Origin of the sequence: Planomicrobium sp. YIM 101495 (assembly GCF_009707665.1) — a bacterium.
Lineage (GTDB): Bacteria > Bacillota > Bacilli > Bacillales_A > Planococcaceae > Planococcus.
Genome location: NZ_WLZW01000001.1, coordinates 1,610,499 through 1,627,511, shown reverse-complemented (window position 1 = coordinate 1,627,511; position 17,013 = coordinate 1,610,499). Strand labels below are relative to the sequence as shown.

Sequence of the window (17,013 nt, the reverse complement as noted above, 5' to 3'; positions counted from 1 at the left end):
GCTGGCAGATGAAAAACGTCTGCCAGCCTTCTTCCTATTCTTCGTAAACTTTTGCAGGTGCATTTTTCGTATGCTTCCGCTTGTGCAGAATCGCATTGATTTCGGCACCGATGACGAGAATCAAGCCTGTCAGGAAGAACCAAAGCATGAGGACGATCAAGCCCCCGAGACTGCCATACGTAGCGTTATAGTTCCCGAAGTTCGCGATATAGATCGAGAAGCCGAATGACACGAGCTGCCACAGGATCGTGGCGATGACGGCGCCGATGATGACTTCCTTGAACGGGAAGCTCTTATTTGGTGCGAATTTGTACAGGCAAGCCAGTACGATGCTCATGACGGCGATCGAAATGACCCAACGTAAGATCTGGAATAGGAATTCCATTTGGGAAGGCAAGTTCAGGAACGAATTGATGGTATCGATGATCGCTCCGCCGAAAATCGGCAAGACCAATGCGACGATGACGGCGACGAGCATGAACAATGTCAAAATGATAGCTGTTGCTTTAACTTTGATAAACGAGCGCGTCTCTTCGACATCATACGCCTGGTTTGTCGCTTCGATAAAAGCGGAAAGTGCGTTTGAAGCGGACCATAACGTACCCAAAATACCGAACGTCAATAAGCCGCCGGAAGGGGTCGTCACAACGCTGACGATCGTTTCCTCAAAAGTCGATGCGACTTCCCCGGGCAAGATCGTTCCGATGAAATCGACGGCCCGTTGCGGGTCAATTTGGAGATAAGGAAGTATTGCTAAAAGAAGAATCAATAATGGCACGATCGCCAAAAGGTAATAGTAGGCTTGCGCAGCGGCAAGTGTAGTGGCGCGGTCTTTTTTGAATTCACCTGCCAGCTCTTTTCCGATTGATATGACTTTGCTCATCCGTCCCACTCCTTACAAGTTTGTCTATGTGTTGTATGCCCTGTTTCGGAGTATTTTAACCATACCGCAGAAAGTTTAGCCGATTGCGGTGGCGCTGCTGATTTCATGGAAATGGATGATGTGCTGCCGCTCATCGGTACGGAGCGTCAGGCAAACGTGTTCCGCAGAAATATCTTCGATGATGCCGCTCAATGTCGAAGTGATGCCGTCACGCCAAATGTCAAGGTGGATCAAGCTTGCACGCTGGTACGCCGCCTGGATTTCCTCAAGGATGGCGTCCATGTCCGATTCTTCGAGCGCGGGTTCTTTTGTAAGGTACGGTTCTTCCTGCCACTCCTTCAATAGCTGGACGTGCTCGGTCAGCATCATGGCTGTCCACTTGGTCCGTCCGCGATCTTTCAGTTGGCCGCGGACGGTGAGATGCTTATTGGGTTTCATCATGTTCCCTCCTAAAAAAGAACGTTTGTTCCCATTTTGGCGGTATTCAGATGAAAAGTCAAGTTCCGAGGACAAAAAAAGCTGCACAAGAAGAAGTCACACAGACTTCTCTCGTACAGCTCGAGTGGTCGGATCAATCGCCTAGCATATCGAGTGATACTTTTAAAATATACCGATTATCCATCTCGATGATCGACCAGCGGCAATCACCTTTTTCGAAGCTCGCACCGATCTCGGGTTCCGTTAATTGATGCTGGATCCAGCCGGCGATGGTGTCGATCTCTTCACTGTCTTCAAATTCGAGGGCAAAACGTTCCTCAAGATCCTTTAGTAATACACGGCCATTCAACAAGTAGCGCTTATCGCTCTCCTTGATGATTTCCGCTTCTTCTTCCTCATCGAATTCATCGCGGATCTCGCCGACGATTTCTTCCAGGATATCCTCCATCGTGATGATCCCGGAAGTTCCGCCGTACTCATCGATGACCAACGCAATGTGCGTACGGTCTTTCTGCATGCGGATGAGTGCTGTCTGAAGCGGCGTCATTTCATTGAAATGCGGCAGTTCATGCAGCAGCGAGCTGATGTCCAAATAATCGTTTTTTGCATAGAACGTCAATGCTTCACGTGCGTTCAGATAGCCGATGAGGTCATCTTTGTCCCCGTCTTTCGTGATCGGGTAACGCGTATATCGGTGCTCGCGGATTTCCTCGAGCAGCTCCTCTGTCGTGATATCGGCAGGGAACGCGACGATCTGTGTGCGGGGCACCATGACATCTTTGGCGCTGCGCTCATCGAAAGCGAAGATGTTCTGCATATACGAAAGCTCGGTCTGATTGATTTCGCCGCCTTGGAAGCTTTGCGCCATGATGATCTTCAATTCATCTTCCGAGTGCGCCTGCTGTTCTTTCCCGGGCTGCACACCGAATATGCGAAGCAAGACGCGGGCAGAGCCGTTCAATATGAAAATGAAAGGGGCCATCACGCGTCCGAACCAGTAGAGCGGCAACGCAAGCAGTAACGTCATGCGTTCCGCAAATTGAAGCGCCAGCGTTTTCGGTGCCATTTCTCCGATCACGACATGTAAGTATGTGATGATGGCGAATGCAAGACCGAATGAAATGACTGTCGATACAGCAGCAGGCACGCCAATCACTTCAAGGAGCGGGTGCAGGAGCTTGCCGACGGTCTGTTCACCGAGCCAACCGAGTCCAAGAGCCGTGACCGTGATGCCGAGCTGGCAGGCGGACAAGTAATAGTCCAGATCGCCGACGATTTTCTTGACGAGTACGGCGGTCTTGTTCCCTTCTTCGATTAACTGTTCAACACGGGACATGCGCACGCGCACGACTGCAAATTCCGCTCCGACAAAAAAGGCGGTCAAAGCGATTAATAAGACGAGCAAAAAAAGATTCACTAAAAGTATGGGGTCCAATAGGTTCCCTTTAAAAAGGGATTCACCTCCGAAAATGTGTAATACGCTTAATTTACCATATTTTCAGCAAAAAATATAGGGCACGCAATTCACTGCTGGAGGACTTGCCGCGTGATGTCTTTAATATCGATGACGGTCTCTTCCGCCATGACGTCTTCGAGCATCGTATCGCGGAAATAGGCGACACTCGCTTGGAGCGGCATGCTCAGGAGCTTCTTCAAAGCGATGCGGTACATTTTGGCGAATTCCGGATCGGCGTTCCCGCGCTTCAATTCTGCGAACGACTCGTAGAACTGATCGAGCTTATCGGCCATCTCGAGCAGGTTTCCTTCGATTGTTCCGTCTTTCCCTTCCTTCATCCGATCGAAAAAGACGCCCTGGAAGTCATCTGGGATTTCACGCAAGATGAACTTCTCCATCATGCCTTCTTCCACTTTCGCGATCATTTCCTTCAGTTCGGGGGAGGAGTGCTTGACAGGCGTTTTGATGTCCCCGATGAACACTTCCGCAAAGTCATGGTTGATCGTTTTTTCATAAAGTGATTTCCAATTGACCTCTTTGCCGGCGCGTTCTTCGATGGTGGCGAAAAACATCGCGTATTGGCTCACTTTCCATGAGTGCGCCGCGACGTTATGTTCCTCGAACTTGAACCTGCCGGGTGCGCGGATGATCCGTTCCAAATCGTTCAATGAAGTGAAAAATGTATGAATTCCCATGTGTTCCAGCTCCTTTAGCAATGATGTCTATACTCAGCATACCCGATTTTTGCTATACTCAAAATGGAAGAAGGAGGAAGTACGAAATGACAGGACAGACACACATCTTAGGCGGCATCACAGCAAGTCTTGCATTTGCCCAGCTGTCACCGGAAGAACCGGTCCTCATCCTCATCGGTGGCGTCATCGGATCACTCATTCCGGACATTTGCCACGGAGGAAGCAAGATCGGCAAGACCTTTCCATTATTATCGAAGCTCATCAATTCACTGTTCGGACACCGGACGTTCACGCACAGTCTGTTGTTCCTTGCTTTATCGGCGTTGCTGTTCCACTTCATTCTGCCGATTGACGGTCTCGCACACGGGTTGCTTGCCGGCATGATCAGTCATATCATCCTCGATATGATGACGAAGCACGGTGTTAAGCTGCTGTTTCCGTGGAAGGTGAAGTTCCGTTTTCCTTTTACCGTGAAGACCGGCGGGTTCGGAGAGTATGTCGCGTTTGCGGCCTTATCTTTGTTTGCTGTCTACTTTGGATACGGGATTTGGTTCCAATAAGAGAAGACTGTCCTGAAAGCCGCTCGCCGGTTTTCTGGACAGTTTTTTCGATTAAAGGGCGTATGATTATGCCCCAAGCAAAGTTGTTTACATTTTATCGAAAAAGTATTATTATCTTAAAAGAGGATAAACATTGTCCTTGTTATCTTGGAAAGGGGTGATGGTCTTGCATATGAAGACCGGAGTCGAACAATCGGTATATGCGACGGTATTGCTTCATCTGTTGCCGGACCGGGCTGTGTTGCCTGGAGAAGCCATCAGCCGTCAGTTAGGCGTCTCGCCGACTTACTTCCAGAAGCTGCTCCGCAAGCTCGTCAACGCTGGCGTCATCGTCTCGGTGCCAGGAGTGAAGGGCGGTTTCAAGCTGAAGAAAAAGGCGGAAGAAATCACCGTCTATGATATTTATACCGCAATCGAAGGAGTCCGCTCCTTATATGAACCGAACGGTGTGTTCGGAGATATGCTCGAACTGGACGAAGACGCTCCTTGCTGCATCGTGGAAGACTTGATGAAGCAAGCGGAAGAGGCATGGATCGGCATCATGCAACAGGAAACCATAGCGTCGCTTGCCGAGAAGCTTGAAGAGCAGCGCTTTCAGCCGCACACAGCAAACTTGAAGGACTGGATCAATGAACAAATAACGAATTAGAAAGGTGGAGACACATGATCAACATATTGCCGCGCATCAATGAATTAGCCTATAAATCCCGTACTGCAGGACTTACGCAGGCGGAGCAAGTCGAGCAGCAAGTACTACGCGAAGATTACTTGCGGGAAATCCGCGGGCAGATTGAAAACACCGTGACGAACTTGACCGTGATCGATCCGGTCGGAGAAGACGTCACGCCAGTGAAACTGCGCATCAAACGCGCAGATATCCAATAGAGGGAAGAGGAAGTCAGATGAGAGATTATTTAGTGAAAGCTTTAGCATATGATGGACAAGTGCGTGCATACGCAGCACGGACGACTGATACGATCGCAGAAGCGCAGCGCCGCCATTACACATGGCCGACCGCTTCTGCAGCACTCGGACGTTCGATGACAGCGAGCGTCATGATGGGTGCGATGATGAAAGGCGAGGAGAAGTTGACGATTTCGATCAATGGCGGCGGACCGCTCGGCAATATTCTCGTCGATGCCAATGCAAAAGGGGAAGTGCGCGGCTACGTATCCAATCCACAGACCCATTTCGAGCTGAATGGCCAAGGCAAACTTGATGTCCGCCGCGCAGTCGGAACGGAAGGCACGCTGTCCGTCACAAAAGACATCGGCATGCAGCAACCGTATATCGGCCAAGTGCCGCTCATTTCGGGAGAACTCGGGGAAGACTTCACCAATTACATCGTCAGCTCCGAGCAGACCCCGTCATCAGTGGGCGTCGGTGTCATCGTCAATCCGGACAATACGATTTTAGCTTCCGGCGGATTCATCGTACAATTGCTGCCGGGGACGGACGAAGCGGTGATTCACCAAATCGAACAGCGCTTATCAGAAATCCAGACCATCTCCAAAATGGTCCATAATGGCATGACGCCGGAAGAGATCTTGCATGAAGTACTCGGCGAAGACAATGTCAAGATGCTCGATACGATGCCGATCCACTTCCAGTGCCAATGTTCCCGCGAACGCATTTCGAATGCCATCACGAGCCTGGGCGCCGATGAAATTGCCGACATGATCATGACGGACGGAAAAGCGGAAGCGCAATGTCATTTCTGTAATGAAAACTATGCGTTCACAAAAGAAGACTTGCAAGATTTACAGGCGAATGCAATTTGATGGAAGAAAAGCCGTTCCGATAGCCGGGACGGTTTTTTTATGCGGAGAAAAGGAGCGAATGCAAGTTATCTTCTGATGAACGCCGGTTATCGGTCGGTCAATGCAAGTTATCATCCGACCAGCGCCGGTTAAATCCAAAACAACACCGGTTTCCGCTCCCACGCCCGAAGACAATTCAGTTTCCTTCCACAACAATCTATGGTATATTTATCTCGAAATCAAGATAAGTTTGCAACATCTTGAGATAGGGAAAAACAAAAAAACAAGCCATTAAGGGGAGGACAACAACATGAAACACATTTTCAGACAAGGAAGCAACAGCGAGAAGCCGACGTTTTTGATGCTGCACGGGACGGGTGGAACGGAGCAGGACTTGATCCAGCTCGCGGATATCATCGATCCGGAAGCATCGGTCTTGAGTGTGCGGGGGAACATTTCGGAAAACGGCATGCCGCGCTTTTTCAAGCGGTTGGCTGAAGGCATTTTCGATATGGAAGACTTGAAGTTCCGCACAGCTGAACTGAACGACTTCGTCACGAAAGCGGCAGGAGATTACGGGTTCGATCGTTCGAACGTCATCGCGATCGGCTATTCCAACGGCGCGAACATCGCGGCGAACTTGCTGTACACGGACCGTGATGCATTGAAAGGCGCCATTCTGCATCACCCGATGGTTCCGAATAAAGAAGCGCAGCTACCGGACTTGCAAGGAAAGCGCGTGTTCATCGCGGCGGGTTCGAACGACCCGATCTGTCCGCCGGAAGAATCCGAGGAGCTGGAAGGGATGTTGTCGGCTGCCGGAGCTTCCGTGGAGCTGCACTGGGAAAGCCGCGGACACCAATTGACGATGAGTGAAGTGGAAGCGGCGAAGAAATGGTATAGTAACAACTAATACGGATCCCCTTCAACATCAGTTGAAAGGGGATTTAATCAAAGGGGGAAAAGGGATGCAGAACAATCCACACATCCAAGAGCAGTTAGAGAAATGGGTGGAAGAAAATAGAGGGCACGTGGTGCTGGGGACGACAGCGCAGTATATCCCGGCACTCGGCAACGAAGATCCGGCACAACTCGGTATTTGCATGATCGATGAAGAAGGGAACTACTACGCAGCGGGTGACACGGAGAAGGAATTCACGCTTCAAAGCGTCTCCAAGGCGTTGTCGTTCATCGCGGTTTGCTGCCATTACGGATTGGACTATGTGCTGGAGCGGGTGGATGTCGAACCGACCGGTGAAGCGTTCAATTCCATCATCCCGTTCGAGATCCATCGCCCGAACAAGCCGTTCAATCCATTTATCAATGCCGGCGCAATCACGGTATCGGCGCTGCTTCCCGGACAGACGCCGCAGAAGAAATTCCAGTTCTTGCTCGAGTTTCTGGAGAAGCTCGTCGGCCATCCGCTTGAGATGGATCAGGAAGTGTATGATTCGGAGTGGCAAACGTCCCACCGGAACCGGGCGCTGGCATATTATTTGAAGGAAGCCAATTTCCTGGATATCGAAGTGGAAGAAGCGCTTGATATTTACATCAGCCAGTGCGCCATTAAAATAAACGTGAAAGATTTGGCCTTGATCGGCTTGATCATCGGTTACGATGGCTACAACCCGATTACGAAAGAACGCCATTTTTCGGACGACATCGCACAAGTAGTGAAAGTGTTGATGGTGACATGCGGAATGTACAATTCATCCGGCAATTTCGCTGCACATGTCGGAATCCCGGCAAAGTCCGGCGTGTCAGGCGGGATTTTGGCGGCGGTCCCGCCGAAGCTCCACTCCCAGACGTATGCGTTCCGGGCGGGAGCGGGCATCGGTGTGTACGGACCTGCGATTGATGTGCAAGGAAACAGTGCAGCAGGAACGATGATGCTGAAGCAGATTTCGAAAGAATGGGATTTAAGCATTTTCTAAAAAAGGAACCGCTTGCCGAATGTGGCGAGCGGTTTTTTAGGCTTGAATTTGTTTGATGCGGTAATCCATGCTAGTCAGATGGATGATACATTCGTATGTAAGTCCGGTCGCACGGTCTTCCAGCCGTAACGTGACGAGTTGATGGGCGACCGAGACGATGGTCGGTGAAAGGTCAGAGCTGATTTTCTGATGATCAAGCACATGGCTGACAGCCCGGCTGATTTCGCGGCTTTTCTCGTCATCATAGACGATGAGGGATTCGATGCATTGTTCTTCCTCATTGGCTTTGACATCGACGAGCATGCCTTGTTCGAGTTTTCCGGCTTGTTGGGGGGTGCCGGAAATACTCGAAAGTGAAGAAAGATCGGTCAGGCCAAGCGTGCGTCCATCTACGAGCACTGCATTGTCGTTCGCTTGCTGGATGATGGACAAGTCATGATATGCCGTTGCTTTAGGAGAAGGCGGTGGCGACGATGAAGCGAGATTTTCGCTGCAGCCGAATAGGCCAGCGAAAAAAAGTAAGACTGTTGCTCGTTTGATCCAATCGGCCACATTGCCCCCTCCTTTCTGTCTTCTCTATATAGTACGAATCATCTGCCAAAAGGTTACCAATCTTCCGTCATAAAAATTTGCGGTTTCCTCTAATATTCTCTCTTTTCTGGGTTTTCCCAGATGGATGACAGGGAAGGAGAAGAGTGAAGAAGGGAACGAAGGGAGCAGATCGATGAAGAACAAGCGCGCAAACCACATTGACGAGCATAGCAAGAACGAGCAGTTGGAAACATTCCGGACGGATGATTCAGGCAAGGGAATGACGACGAACCAAGGATTGAAGGTTTCCGAAGACGAATTTTCATTGAAGGCCGGAGACCGGGGGCCGACGTTGATGGAGGATTTCCAGTTCCGTGAGAAGATGACCCACTTCGATCATGAGCGCATTCCGGAGCGTGTCGTCCACGCACGTGGCTATGCAGCACATGGATATTTCGAAGCGTATCAGTCACTGGAGCATTTGACGAAAGCGAAATTTCTATCGGAAAAAGGAAAGAAGACGCCGGTGTTCGTCCGTTTCTCAACCGTCGTCGGCTTCCGTGGTTCGGCTGATACCGTCCGGGACGTACGCGGGTTCGCGACGAAGTTTTACACGGAAGAAGGAAACTATGATCTCGTCGGCAACAACATGCCGATTTTCTTCATCCAAGACGCCATCAAATTTCCGGATTTGGTCCATGCCATCAAGCCGGAACCGCATAATGAAATGCCCCAAGCATCTGCCGCACACGATACGTTCTGGGATTTTGTCGCCCATAATCAAGAGACGGCCCATAAGATCATGTGGGCGATGTCCGACCGGGCGCTCCCGCGCAGCTACCGGATGATGGATGGCTTCAGTGTCCATGCATTCCGTTTCGTCAACGCGGAAGGGAAATCGCATTTTGTGAAATTCACTTGGAAAGCGGTACTCGGTGTTCATTCTCTTGTCTGGGACGAGACGCAGAAAATCGCGGGGAAAGATCCCGATTACAACAGAAGGGATCTATATGAAGCGATCGACCGTGGGGACTATCCGGAGTACGAACTCGGCATCCAGGTGATTCCCGAAGAAGATGAGCATAAATTCGATTTCGATCTGCTGGATGCGACCAAACTGTGGCCGCAGGAGGACGTGCCGATGGAAATCGTCGGCAAAATGACGTTGGACCGCAATGTGGACAATGTCTTCGCAGAGACCGAACAAGTAGCGTTCCACCCTGGACATGTCGTCCCGGGCATCGATTTCTCGAACGATCCGCTCCTGCAGGGACGTCTGTTCTCCTATACGGATACCCAGCTGATCAGGCTCGGCGGTCCGAACTTCCATGAGCTGCCAATCAACCGGCCGGTGTGTCCATTCCATAATAACCAGCGCGATGGCTATCACCGCCAGACCATCAATAAAGGGCAAGTGGCTTACCACCGGAACGGCTTGGCGAATGGATCGCCGTCACCCGTACCGGAAGAGGAAGGCGGCTATGCGCATTATCAGGAAAAGATGGAGGGGCGGAAAGTCCGTGCGCGCAGCGGCAGCTTCGAAGATCACTTCTCGCAAGCCCGTATGTTCTGGAACAGCATGTCGCCTCCTGAAAAACAGCACATCATCGAAGCGTTCAGTTTTGAACTCGGGAAGTGTAAGGAGATGGTCGTGCGTCAAAATGCTGTCGATATGTTTGCCCGTGTGGACCGCGTCATGGCAGAAGAAATCGCGGGACATGTCGGTGCACAGCAGCCGGATGCAGCAATCGAGCAAGTGAACGTTACGAAGTCCTCCGCTGCATTGAGTCAGGAAAAAACCATCAAATCAGCGAAAACACGTAAAATCGGTGTGCTGATCGGGGAAGGTTTCGAATCGGCGGATGTCCAAGTGGTGCTCGATGCCATCGAAGCAGCAGGTGCACATTATGAAGTCATCAGTGAAACCCAGGGCAAAGTGGCTGGAACCGATGGGAAAGAGCTGGCAGTGGACCATCATTTCTCCACGACGGATCCCGTCATCTACGACGCATTATATGCAGTCGGTGGTCCGTCGATCAGTCCGAAATTCGCTAAGAAGGCTTCGAAATTCCTGGGGGAGGCCTTCGATCATTTCAAGCCGATCGGTGCGACGCATGAAGGCATGAAATGGCTGGAAGCGGCACAGATGATGGAGCAGCCGGGTATCATTACAGGAAGTGAAATGCCGGCGTTTTCCGGAGCGTTCATCGACGCTGTCGCACAGCATCGATTCTGGGAACGGCAAGTGGAATAACAGCGGATCAACGGCAGAGCAGTGGATTCATTTTCAATCGGCTGATGTTTTAAAATCGGCCAGCCGGGTATTTCTCTAACTAGACACAATCACTACCATGCAAGAGATTCACAAGCGAACAGAGGAGGAAAAAATAATGGCTGAAAACAAATTCATGCAGACGTTTGACACAGAAACAGATGTATTACGCAAGATCGAAGAGTTGAAAGCACAAGGTTCTTCCGAATCGGATATGTATGTGATGGCTCGAGATAAAGAGCAAATCTCGATGGTGAGGGGCCGCACGGATGTTGATTACAAGTCAGTGGAAGGCAATTGGATGGACAAATTCATGAACTTCCTGTCAGGGGACGATTCGACACGCGGGGCATTCACGGATATGGGAGTGGATGAAGGAGAAGCGGATCGTTATTATCAAGAGGTCCAAGACGGGAAGATTCTGTTGTTCGTTGATAACACATTCGAGGAAAACTACAACCGGCGCATGCAAACCGGCGGAATGGTTGGCGGTGTGGCGGATACGACGAGCGGTGTCGGCCGCGACGGACAAACTGTGAATACGAGCGATGTCCATGACATCTCGTACAATACAGATAGTCACCATCCGGTAGAGAGGGATGAAACGGCCGGTTCCCGTTTTGATCGCCGGGAAACAGCGGGTGTCGGGGAAGACACTGGAACCGGCTTCGGGCTGGGTTCAGCAGCTCCACTGGGCGATGAGCCGAGGGAAACGACGAACGACCGTGACTTTTTAGCGACGAACCGCGATAAAGATCTGTTGGCGAGTACGGAAAATCAAGGTCTATTCGCCGATAAAAATACTGGCTTCACAGAAGACCGTGACTTTACTGGGGATGAGGCGGAAGAGGAGCGTTTGCGCCTGCACGAAGAGAAGCTCCGTGTGGACAAGGAGCGCGTCAAAACGGGTGAAGTGAATGTCGGCAAGCACGTCGTCGAAGAACAGCAGACGGTGGATGTGCCTGTAGAGCGCGAGGAAGTGTATATCGAACGGCGCCCGGTTAATGAAGAAACGGTGACCGGCACGCATGACTTCCGCGATGACAACGACAGTATTCACGTACCTGTCAGCGAGGAGCATGTGGACGTCTCCAAGAAAGATGTCGTCAGCGAAGAACTCGTTGTCGGGAAACGCAAAGTCCAAGATACGGAAACCGTAAGTGAAACGGTCCGACGTGAAGAAGCGGACATCGAGGATACGACAAACCTGGATCGTAAAGGGCTCGATGACGACTTTGACCGTGGCGGCCGTAAGCTATAAAATGAAAGAGGCGGGAGGGTTCCCGCCTTTTTTTATTTTTCGGGAACAGGAGGAGAAGCGATGAACGGCAAGAATAGAAAAGATATCCATCCTGGCTTGGATGTGTACGTGATTTTGAAGAAGGACCAGCGGAGCGGACAGAAGACGAGAGGGGTCGTTAAAGATTTGTTGACCAACTCGCCGACCCATCCACACGGCATCAAGGTGCGGCTGGAAGATGACCAAGTGGGCCGCGTCTGTGAAATCATTCAGGAATAGGAAATGCGTTTATCCCTTTCGCCTAAGGGTATTTTTACAGAAAGGCGAAAAGGAGGGATGACATGGTCCAGTTCTTCGCAGAAACATTTGAAGACGAACACGCTTTAGTGAAACAAATCAACAGGATGAAGGCGGAAGGCTACGTGGAAACCGATATGTTCGTATTGGCGAAACAGGATGAGCGGTTGACCTTTGTCAGACGAAACAGCGAAGTGGAAGATGTGTTTGTGGAAGACGATTGGAAGCAGCGCTTTTCGACTGCCTTGTCAGGAAACGAAAGTCTCCGTGAAACGATGCGGAAAATGGAGATTTCAGATGACCAGGCCGAACACATACGGGAGAAAGTGGAAGGAGGTCATTTTTTCCTGTATGCCAACCGCAATTATGCGGAACGGTCCTCCGGCGATCGTTTTATGCTGGGGGAAAAAGAAAAAACGGAACTTCAGAACGAACAGGTGCAGCAGGGAGAGACGGTGGTTCCTGAGCATTCGGAGAAATCAATCGTTTTGGACGAACGGCACTATGAAGATCCAGAGATGCGCCGCGATAAAAGGCGTGCCGATCCAATCTCCAAACCTGACGAGAAAAATTTCATCTAAAGCAGCAGGAGGACTCATGGAGATGAGTCCTTTTTGTGTTACGATAGAAGGAGCAAACGATACGACTCATCCCAAGCTTGGCGGGATTCATGCGGATGGGCGTACGAGGAATACAAGGAAAAGGAGTAAGCGATGAAAGACTTTTTCGGACAGAAGGAACAGCAGCTAGGAGTCCGGTTGAACCGGGTGCAGCGCAAGGCAGTAGAACGGACTGAAGGCCCGTTACTGCTCCTGGCGTGCCCAGGATCCGGCAAGACGACGACAATGATCATGCGCATCGGTTATTTGATCGAAGAGAAGAAGGTCAGCCCTTCGCGCATCAAGGCAATCACCTTCAGCAAGGCTTCTGCCACCGACATGCTGGAGCGTTACCACAAGTTTTTCCCAGAGCTTGCGCCAGTGGATTTCTCGACGATCCACAGCTTGGCGTTCCAGATCACACGCGACCATTTTGCAGGCTCACGTTACGTTATGATCGAAGGGAACGAATCACAAGGGCTGAATAAGAAGCGCTTATTGCGCGAGATGTACGAGACGGAGAATCAGGAAGCGATTACGGACGACCAGTTGGAAGAGCTGGTGTCTTTTATTAGTTATGTGAAAAACAAGATGATCCCGCGCGACAAGTGGAAGGGGTTGAAGGAGCCGTTCCCAGGAGCGAAAGAAATCTTTAAGACGTATGAAGCGTTCAAAGAGAACTATAACGTTAGGTTAGTCGACTTTGATGACATGCTGACGCTGGCGAATCGAGCGCTTGAGGAGAATCCGATCTTGCGTGCAACGTACCAAGACCGCTGGGATTACATCATGACCGATGAGAGCCAGGACACGTCGCTCGTCCAGCATGCCATCGTCGAGAAGCTTGTCGCGAAGCACCAGAACTTGTGCGTCGTAGCGGACGATGATCAATCGATCTACACGTGGCGCGCGGCAGAGCCGACATACTTGTTGAAGTTCCGGAGCGTGTATCCGGAGGCGTACGTGATGAAAATGGAGCGGAATTACCGTTCGTCCGGCACGATCGTCGACTTGTCGAACCGGTTCATCAAGATGAACCAACAGCGCCATGACAAGAATATGTATACGAAACAAGCGCAAGGCGAACCGATCGTCATCAAGCGGCTCGCTTCCGAGGATGCCCAGTGGAAGTACTTGATTAAGGAGCTGAAAGCGCTCGATCATTACGGCGACACGGCGATCCTGTATCGGAACAACACGTCGTCGACGTTATTGATGACAGAACTGGAGCGTCTCGGCATCCCGTTTTATATGAAAGATGCGGATAACCGCTTCTTCTCTCATTGGATCGTGGAAGATCTGTTGAACTTCATGCGTTTCAGTTTGAAGCCGGAACGAGTCGACATTTATGCGAAATTCGCTTCAAAGACGAGTGCCTACTGGTCCGGCAGTCAATTGCGTGCACTGACGAAAATCCAGCCAGGCACGCGGCATGCATTCGATGAAATCATGCGCCACGTCGAAGTGAAAGACTATCAGCAGAAACTGTTAATTCAGCAGCGCAAGAGCTTCGAGACGGTTGCCCGTCTAGCACCACTTGCAGCCATCCGGAAAATCCGCTCGGATCTCGGCTACGACCAGATGCTAGCGAGACGTGCGGAGAAGTTCGGCATGAAGATCCAGTACTTGGAGAAGATCCTTGTGACGCTGGAGCAAATGGCCGAACAGCACGCCACCATTACGGACTTCGCTCTTCACCTGAAAAAGATGGAAGGCGTGACGCGGCAGGCTAAAGCGACTAAAACGGACGAGATGCTGACGTTGTCGACATTCCACAGCGCCAAAGGCTTGGAGTTCGAACGGGTCTATATGATCGATCTCGTGGACGGCATCATTCCAACGACGGATGATACGGAGCAGCCGGACTTGCTGGAAGAGGCCCGCCGGCTATTCTACGTCGGGATGACACGTGCGAAGAAGCATTTAGAGCTGATCAGCTACGATACGGAATCGCTGTTTGTCCAGGAAGTGCGGCAATTGGCACTGTCGTCCGGAAGCAGCAATACATCCGTCAAGCCGACCATCAAAGTAGCGCCGCCGCCACCGAAAAACACAGTGCCGGAAAACGAAAATGCACTGCGTGAAAATGAGCTGCTCACCAAAGGGGCGAAAATCCGCCACCGCGTATTCGGTGCAGGGGAGATCGTCGAGCGGGACGGTGAGCGTCTGACCATTCAGTTCGAAAAGCAGCGGAAAGAATTGCTGGCGGATATTTGCATCAGCCATAAGCTTCTTGAGCTGATCGAACCGGCTCCACAAAAATAAAAGCTGCGCGGAAGGGGGAACTTTCCGCGCAGCTTTTTCAATTCGAAATCAAGAATCCTTTTTCACTAATTTGACAAGAAGGTGAGCGAGCATATGCTGCTCTTCCTTATTCCCGACTTTCCATAATTCCTGCAATAAATGCTCTTCGCTGTTTTTGGGTTCTTCTTTCTTCGCCAAGTAGCCTGCAACTTTCTCGGTCAATTGAGCGATACGCTCCTCGCTCAATCCCATTTTTTCGCCAAGCTCGACTTTACTGCCCAGATACTCTTTGAAGCGACCGAAATCAGAAAGGATTTGTTCTTTTTTGTCGTCATCAAAATTTTTCAGTTTGTCTTCTACTTTTTTGTTGATTTCTTCCATATTCAGCACTCTCCTTTAATTTTCTCCTATTCCATGGATACCCGACTACCATTCAGACAAACGTTCGAATAACTGAAAGATTGAAAAACGGTTGTTTATGTTAAGGGGCTTCGGGTAATCTAATAAGAACGATGCATTAAGGGAGGATGATGGATGAATGACATTATACGATGAAATTCAGAAACTGAAGACTTTTGAATGCAATGAGCGCTGTGTGTTGAGTGTTTATTTGAACACGAATCCGGCAGATTTGAATGCACAGAACGGTGCCTGGAAAATTCATTTGAAGAACGGCCTTAAACGTCTTGAAGAGTATTTGACGGCTTCGAATGATAGTAACGAAATCAAGAACTACAAAGCCTTGCGGAAAAAAGTCGAGAAGGAGATAGCAGATAACCAAAACGACCTCCAAAAGGGAGTCGTTATTTTTGCATCCACACATGACGATCTTTGGTCGGTTCATCATGTACAAGTCGCGGTGAAGACGAGCTTCCACTGGGAGACTGCGCCTGTCCTGGATGAATTGCGTTATATGTATAAAGCGTATCCGTACACGGGAATCGTCTTACCGAGCTCCAAAGGCGTCCGCATCATCGATACATCAATGGGCATCGTCAATGAAGAGATTTATGAAGAGTTCGACGCCAATCTGCACGTCGAAGCAGAACAGCAAGGCGGCGGATCGGTAGGAAGCAGCAGCGGTGGCAGAAGTCCTGCGGAACAAGTGGATGAGCGTGTGCAAGAGAACTTGGACCGCTTCTACAAGGAAATGGCGTCGAAAGTCGTTAAATTGAAAAAAGACCGGCACTGGGATGAAGTGCACATCGTCGGCGAGACGGACCACGCGAAGACTTTCGCTAAAGCATTACCGAATAAGCCGACAAGCTGTATTTATAAAAACATGATCAATATTGCACCTGGACAAGTCATCCACGAAGTGTTCGAGAAATAAATCAAAAAAGCCTCGGGACGCACCATGCGCTCCGAGACTTTTTTTTGTTGTCGTAAATCAGTTCGGAGACGGACAAAATGTGCACGTCTCGAAAGCAGGCAACTCTTTGTACAGACAGCACGTTTTCCGGATTGGCTCGGTCACCGCTTGTTGAAGCGATGTATCGCCTAAAAGGAGCAGCATGTACGACTTCCGCATCGGCTGCCAGTTCGCAGCGTCCATCAGCCACTCCACATCTTCAGCGGCCCGGCGTGGATTGCGTTTTTCCACGTTGGCATACAGCCAGATCAGTGAACTCAAGGCGTTTTCCCAAAGCGTGATCGGAGAAACTTTGGCGTATTCACGGAATGTTGCCATGAGCGTACTCGTCTGTTCGTGGAGGATGAAGTGCATCGCTTCGTAACGTTCGGAATCGGACACAGTGCGGAAACAATCAGAAGAGACGACCGTCTCCAGCATCGGATATCCGTAATTCGCAGAACGTGTAAACTGCAGCTCGTCTGCCGGGCAGTGGAAGTAGCCGCCGTGATTTACCAGCAAGTCGAATTGCGCTGATAGGAACAATGCGTACTGCCGGAAAAAATAAGCGACAGCGACGCCGTCATTGTCTGCGTCGATCCAATTTTTTAGCGGGTCGATCCAGTCGCGGGGCGCTCCTTCCAACAGAGAAGCGGGGGAGCGGTCGACGATGACGGAATGTGTTGCAAGGACAAGCTTTAAGTGTGGAGGAAATGTCAATGCGCTCACTCCTTTTTTTCTTAATGCTACCGC

At 50.5% G+C, this 17,013-nt stretch carries 19 protein-coding genes; 12 read left to right on the top strand and 7 right to left on the bottom strand.

The window, feature by feature from the left end; genetic code table 11:
- Positions 1–34: 34 nt before the first annotated feature.
- The 4 genes from GIW82_RS07880 to GIW82_RS07865 all read right to left on the bottom strand — a co-directional run bounded on the left by GIW82_RS07880 (position 35) and on the right by GIW82_RS07865 (position 3,472).
- Positions 35–883, bottom strand: coding sequence for a YihY/virulence factor BrkB family protein (locus GIW82_RS07880; RefSeq protein ID WP_154749291.1), 849 nt, complete (start codon positions 881–883; stop codon positions 35–37).
- Between the two features lie 75 nt (positions 884–958).
- On the bottom strand, positions 959–1,321 hold the full coding sequence (locus GIW82_RS07875) for a YolD-like family protein (RefSeq protein ID WP_195913983.1): 363 nt from the start codon (positions 1,319–1,321) through the stop codon (positions 959–961).
- Positions 1,322–1,454: 133 nt separating this feature from the next.
- Positions 1,455–2,738 (bottom strand): hemolysin family protein, encoded by a 1,284-nt coding sequence (locus tag GIW82_RS07870; RefSeq protein ID WP_370456136.1) that lies wholly within the window; start codon positions 2,736–2,738, stop codon positions 1,455–1,457.
- A 107-nt stretch (positions 2,739–2,845) separates the two neighbouring features.
- Positions 2,846–3,472 carry a YfbR-like 5'-deoxynucleotidase gene (locus GIW82_RS07865; RefSeq protein ID WP_154749288.1) on the bottom strand — a complete coding sequence of 209 codons (627 nt, stop codon included), beginning with the start codon at positions 3,470–3,472 and terminating at the stop codon, positions 2,846–2,848.
- Positions 3,473–3,558: 86 nt separating this feature from the next.
- Between GIW82_RS07865 and GIW82_RS07860 the strand changes: the two genes are divergently transcribed.
- The 6 genes from GIW82_RS07860 (at position 3,559) to GIW82_RS07835 (ending at position 7,726) form a co-directional block, all read left to right on the top strand.
- Positions 3,559–4,032, top strand: a complete 474-nt coding sequence (locus tag GIW82_RS07860; protein WP_154749287.1) for a metal-dependent hydrolase — start codon at positions 3,559–3,561, stop codon at positions 4,030–4,032.
- 166 nt (positions 4,033–4,198) lie between these two features.
- Complete coding sequence (locus GIW82_RS07855; protein WP_154749657.1) at positions 4,199–4,681, top strand: RrF2 family transcriptional regulator; 483 nt, start codon at positions 4,199–4,201, stop codon at positions 4,679–4,681.
- A 14-nt stretch (positions 4,682–4,695) separates the two neighbouring features.
- Positions 4,696–4,917 (top strand): DUF896 domain-containing protein, encoded by a 222-nt coding sequence (locus GIW82_RS07850; RefSeq protein ID WP_154749286.1) that lies wholly within the window; start codon positions 4,696–4,698, stop codon positions 4,915–4,917.
- Between the two features lie 17 nt (positions 4,918–4,934).
- Positions 4,935–5,813: an Hsp33 family molecular chaperone HslO gene (gene hslO / locus GIW82_RS07845; RefSeq protein ID WP_154749285.1), complete on the top strand. Its 879-nt coding sequence runs from the start codon at positions 4,935–4,937 to the stop codon at positions 5,811–5,813.
- A 289-nt stretch (positions 5,814–6,102) separates the two neighbouring features.
- Positions 6,103–6,705: an alpha/beta hydrolase gene (locus GIW82_RS07840; protein WP_154749284.1), complete on the top strand. Its 603-nt coding sequence runs from the start codon at positions 6,103–6,105 to the stop codon at positions 6,703–6,705.
- Between the two features lie 55 nt (positions 6,706–6,760).
- A complete protein-coding gene (locus GIW82_RS07835) occupies positions 6,761–7,726 on the top strand; it encodes a glutaminase (RefSeq protein WP_154749283.1) in 966 nt (321 codons plus the stop codon).
- Between the two features lie 36 nt (positions 7,727–7,762).
- On the opposite strand, the gene GIW82_RS07830 is transcribed toward GIW82_RS07835, so the two are convergent.
- Entirely contained in the window at positions 7,763–8,278 is a 516-nt protein-coding gene (locus tag GIW82_RS07830) for a hypothetical protein (RefSeq protein ID WP_154749282.1), read from the bottom strand.
- A 172-nt stretch (positions 8,279–8,450) separates the two neighbouring features.
- On the opposite strand from GIW82_RS07830, the gene GIW82_RS07825 reads away from it, so the two are divergent.
- The 5 genes from GIW82_RS07825 to GIW82_RS07805 all read left to right on the top strand — a co-directional run bounded on the left by GIW82_RS07825 (position 8,451) and on the right by GIW82_RS07805 (position 14,930).
- On the top strand, positions 8,451–10,511 hold the full coding sequence (locus tag GIW82_RS07825) for a catalase (protein WP_154749281.1): 2,061 nt from the start codon (positions 8,451–8,453) through the stop codon (positions 10,509–10,511).
- Between the two features lie 136 nt (positions 10,512–10,647).
- Positions 10,648–11,790, top strand: a complete 1,143-nt coding sequence (locus GIW82_RS07820) for a YsnF/AvaK domain-containing protein (protein WP_154749280.1) — start codon at positions 10,648–10,650, stop codon at positions 11,788–11,790.
- A 60-nt stretch (positions 11,791–11,850) separates the two neighbouring features.
- Positions 11,851–12,048 carry a YwbE family protein gene (locus GIW82_RS07815; protein WP_154749279.1) on the top strand — a complete coding sequence of 66 codons (198 nt, stop codon included), beginning with the start codon at positions 11,851–11,853 and terminating at the stop codon, positions 12,046–12,048.
- 62 nt (positions 12,049–12,110) lie between these two features.
- A complete protein-coding gene (locus GIW82_RS07810; protein ID WP_154749278.1) occupies positions 12,111–12,647 on the top strand; it encodes a YflT domain-containing protein in 537 nt (178 codons plus the stop codon).
- A gap of 132 nt (positions 12,648–12,779) precedes the next feature.
- Positions 12,780–14,930: an ATP-dependent helicase gene (locus tag GIW82_RS07805; RefSeq protein ID WP_154749277.1), complete on the top strand. Its 2,151-nt coding sequence runs from the start codon at positions 12,780–12,782 to the stop codon at positions 14,928–14,930.
- A gap of 48 nt (positions 14,931–14,978) precedes the next feature.
- On the opposite strand, the gene GIW82_RS07800 is transcribed toward GIW82_RS07805, so the two are convergent.
- The gene (locus GIW82_RS07800) at positions 14,979–15,290 is read right to left on the bottom strand and encodes a DUF3243 domain-containing protein (RefSeq protein WP_154749276.1); all 312 of its coding nucleotides are present in this window, start codon (positions 15,288–15,290) and stop codon (positions 14,979–14,981) included.
- Between the two features lie 157 nt (positions 15,291–15,447).
- On the opposite strand from GIW82_RS07800, the gene GIW82_RS07795 reads away from it, so the two are divergent.
- Positions 15,448–16,242 (top strand): VLRF1 family aeRF1-type release factor, encoded by a 795-nt coding sequence (locus GIW82_RS07795; RefSeq protein WP_154749275.1) that lies wholly within the window; start codon positions 15,448–15,450, stop codon positions 16,240–16,242.
- Between the two features lie 57 nt (positions 16,243–16,299).
- On the opposite strand, the gene GIW82_RS07790 is transcribed toward GIW82_RS07795, so the two are convergent.
- A complete protein-coding gene (locus GIW82_RS07790; RefSeq protein ID WP_370456135.1) occupies positions 16,300–16,989 on the bottom strand; it encodes a hypothetical protein in 690 nt (229 codons plus the stop codon).
- Positions 16,990–17,013 lie beyond the last annotated feature (24 nt).

Coding starts and splice junctions, on each gene's coding strand:
- GIW82_RS07825 (WP_154749281.1), top strand. CDS start 8,451: ATGAAGAACAAGCGCGCAAACCACATTGACGAGCATAGCAAGAACGAG.
- GIW82_RS07820 (WP_154749280.1), top strand. CDS start 10,648: ATGGCTGAAAACAAATTCATGCAGACGTTTGACACAGAAACAGATGTA.
- GIW82_RS07875 (WP_195913983.1), bottom strand. CDS start 1,321: ATGAAACCCAATAAGCATCTCACCGTCCGCGGCCAACTGAAAGATCGC.
- GIW82_RS07835 (WP_154749283.1), top strand. CDS start 6,761: ATGCAGAACAATCCACACATCCAAGAGCAGTTAGAGAAATGGGTGGAA.
- GIW82_RS07810 (WP_154749278.1), top strand. CDS start 12,111: ATGGTCCAGTTCTTCGCAGAAACATTTGAAGACGAACACGCTTTAGTG.
- hslO (WP_154749285.1), top strand. CDS start 4,935: ATGAGAGATTATTTAGTGAAAGCTTTAGCATATGATGGACAAGTGCGT.
- GIW82_RS07860 (WP_154749287.1), top strand. CDS start 3,559: ATGACAGGACAGACACACATCTTAGGCGGCATCACAGCAAGTCTTGCA.
- GIW82_RS07865 (WP_154749288.1), bottom strand. CDS start 3,472: ATGGGAATTCATACATTTTTCACTTCATTGAACGATTTGGAACGGATC.
- GIW82_RS07850 (WP_154749286.1), top strand. CDS start 4,696: ATGATCAACATATTGCCGCGCATCAATGAATTAGCCTATAAATCCCGT.
- GIW82_RS07815 (WP_154749279.1), top strand. CDS start 11,851: ATGAACGGCAAGAATAGAAAAGATATCCATCCTGGCTTGGATGTGTAC.
- GIW82_RS07880 (WP_154749291.1), bottom strand. CDS start 883: ATGAGCAAAGTCATATCAATCGGAAAAGAGCTGGCAGGTGAATTCAAA.
- GIW82_RS07800 (WP_154749276.1), bottom strand. CDS start 15,290: ATGGAAGAAATCAACAAAAAAGTAGAAGACAAACTGAAAAATTTTGAT.
- GIW82_RS07840 (WP_154749284.1), top strand. CDS start 6,103: ATGAAACACATTTTCAGACAAGGAAGCAACAGCGAGAAGCCGACGTTT.
- GIW82_RS07805 (WP_154749277.1), top strand. CDS start 12,780: ATGAAAGACTTTTTCGGACAGAAGGAACAGCAGCTAGGAGTCCGGTTG.
- GIW82_RS07795 (WP_154749275.1), top strand. CDS start 15,448: ATGACATTATACGATGAAATTCAGAAACTGAAGACTTTTGAATGCAAT.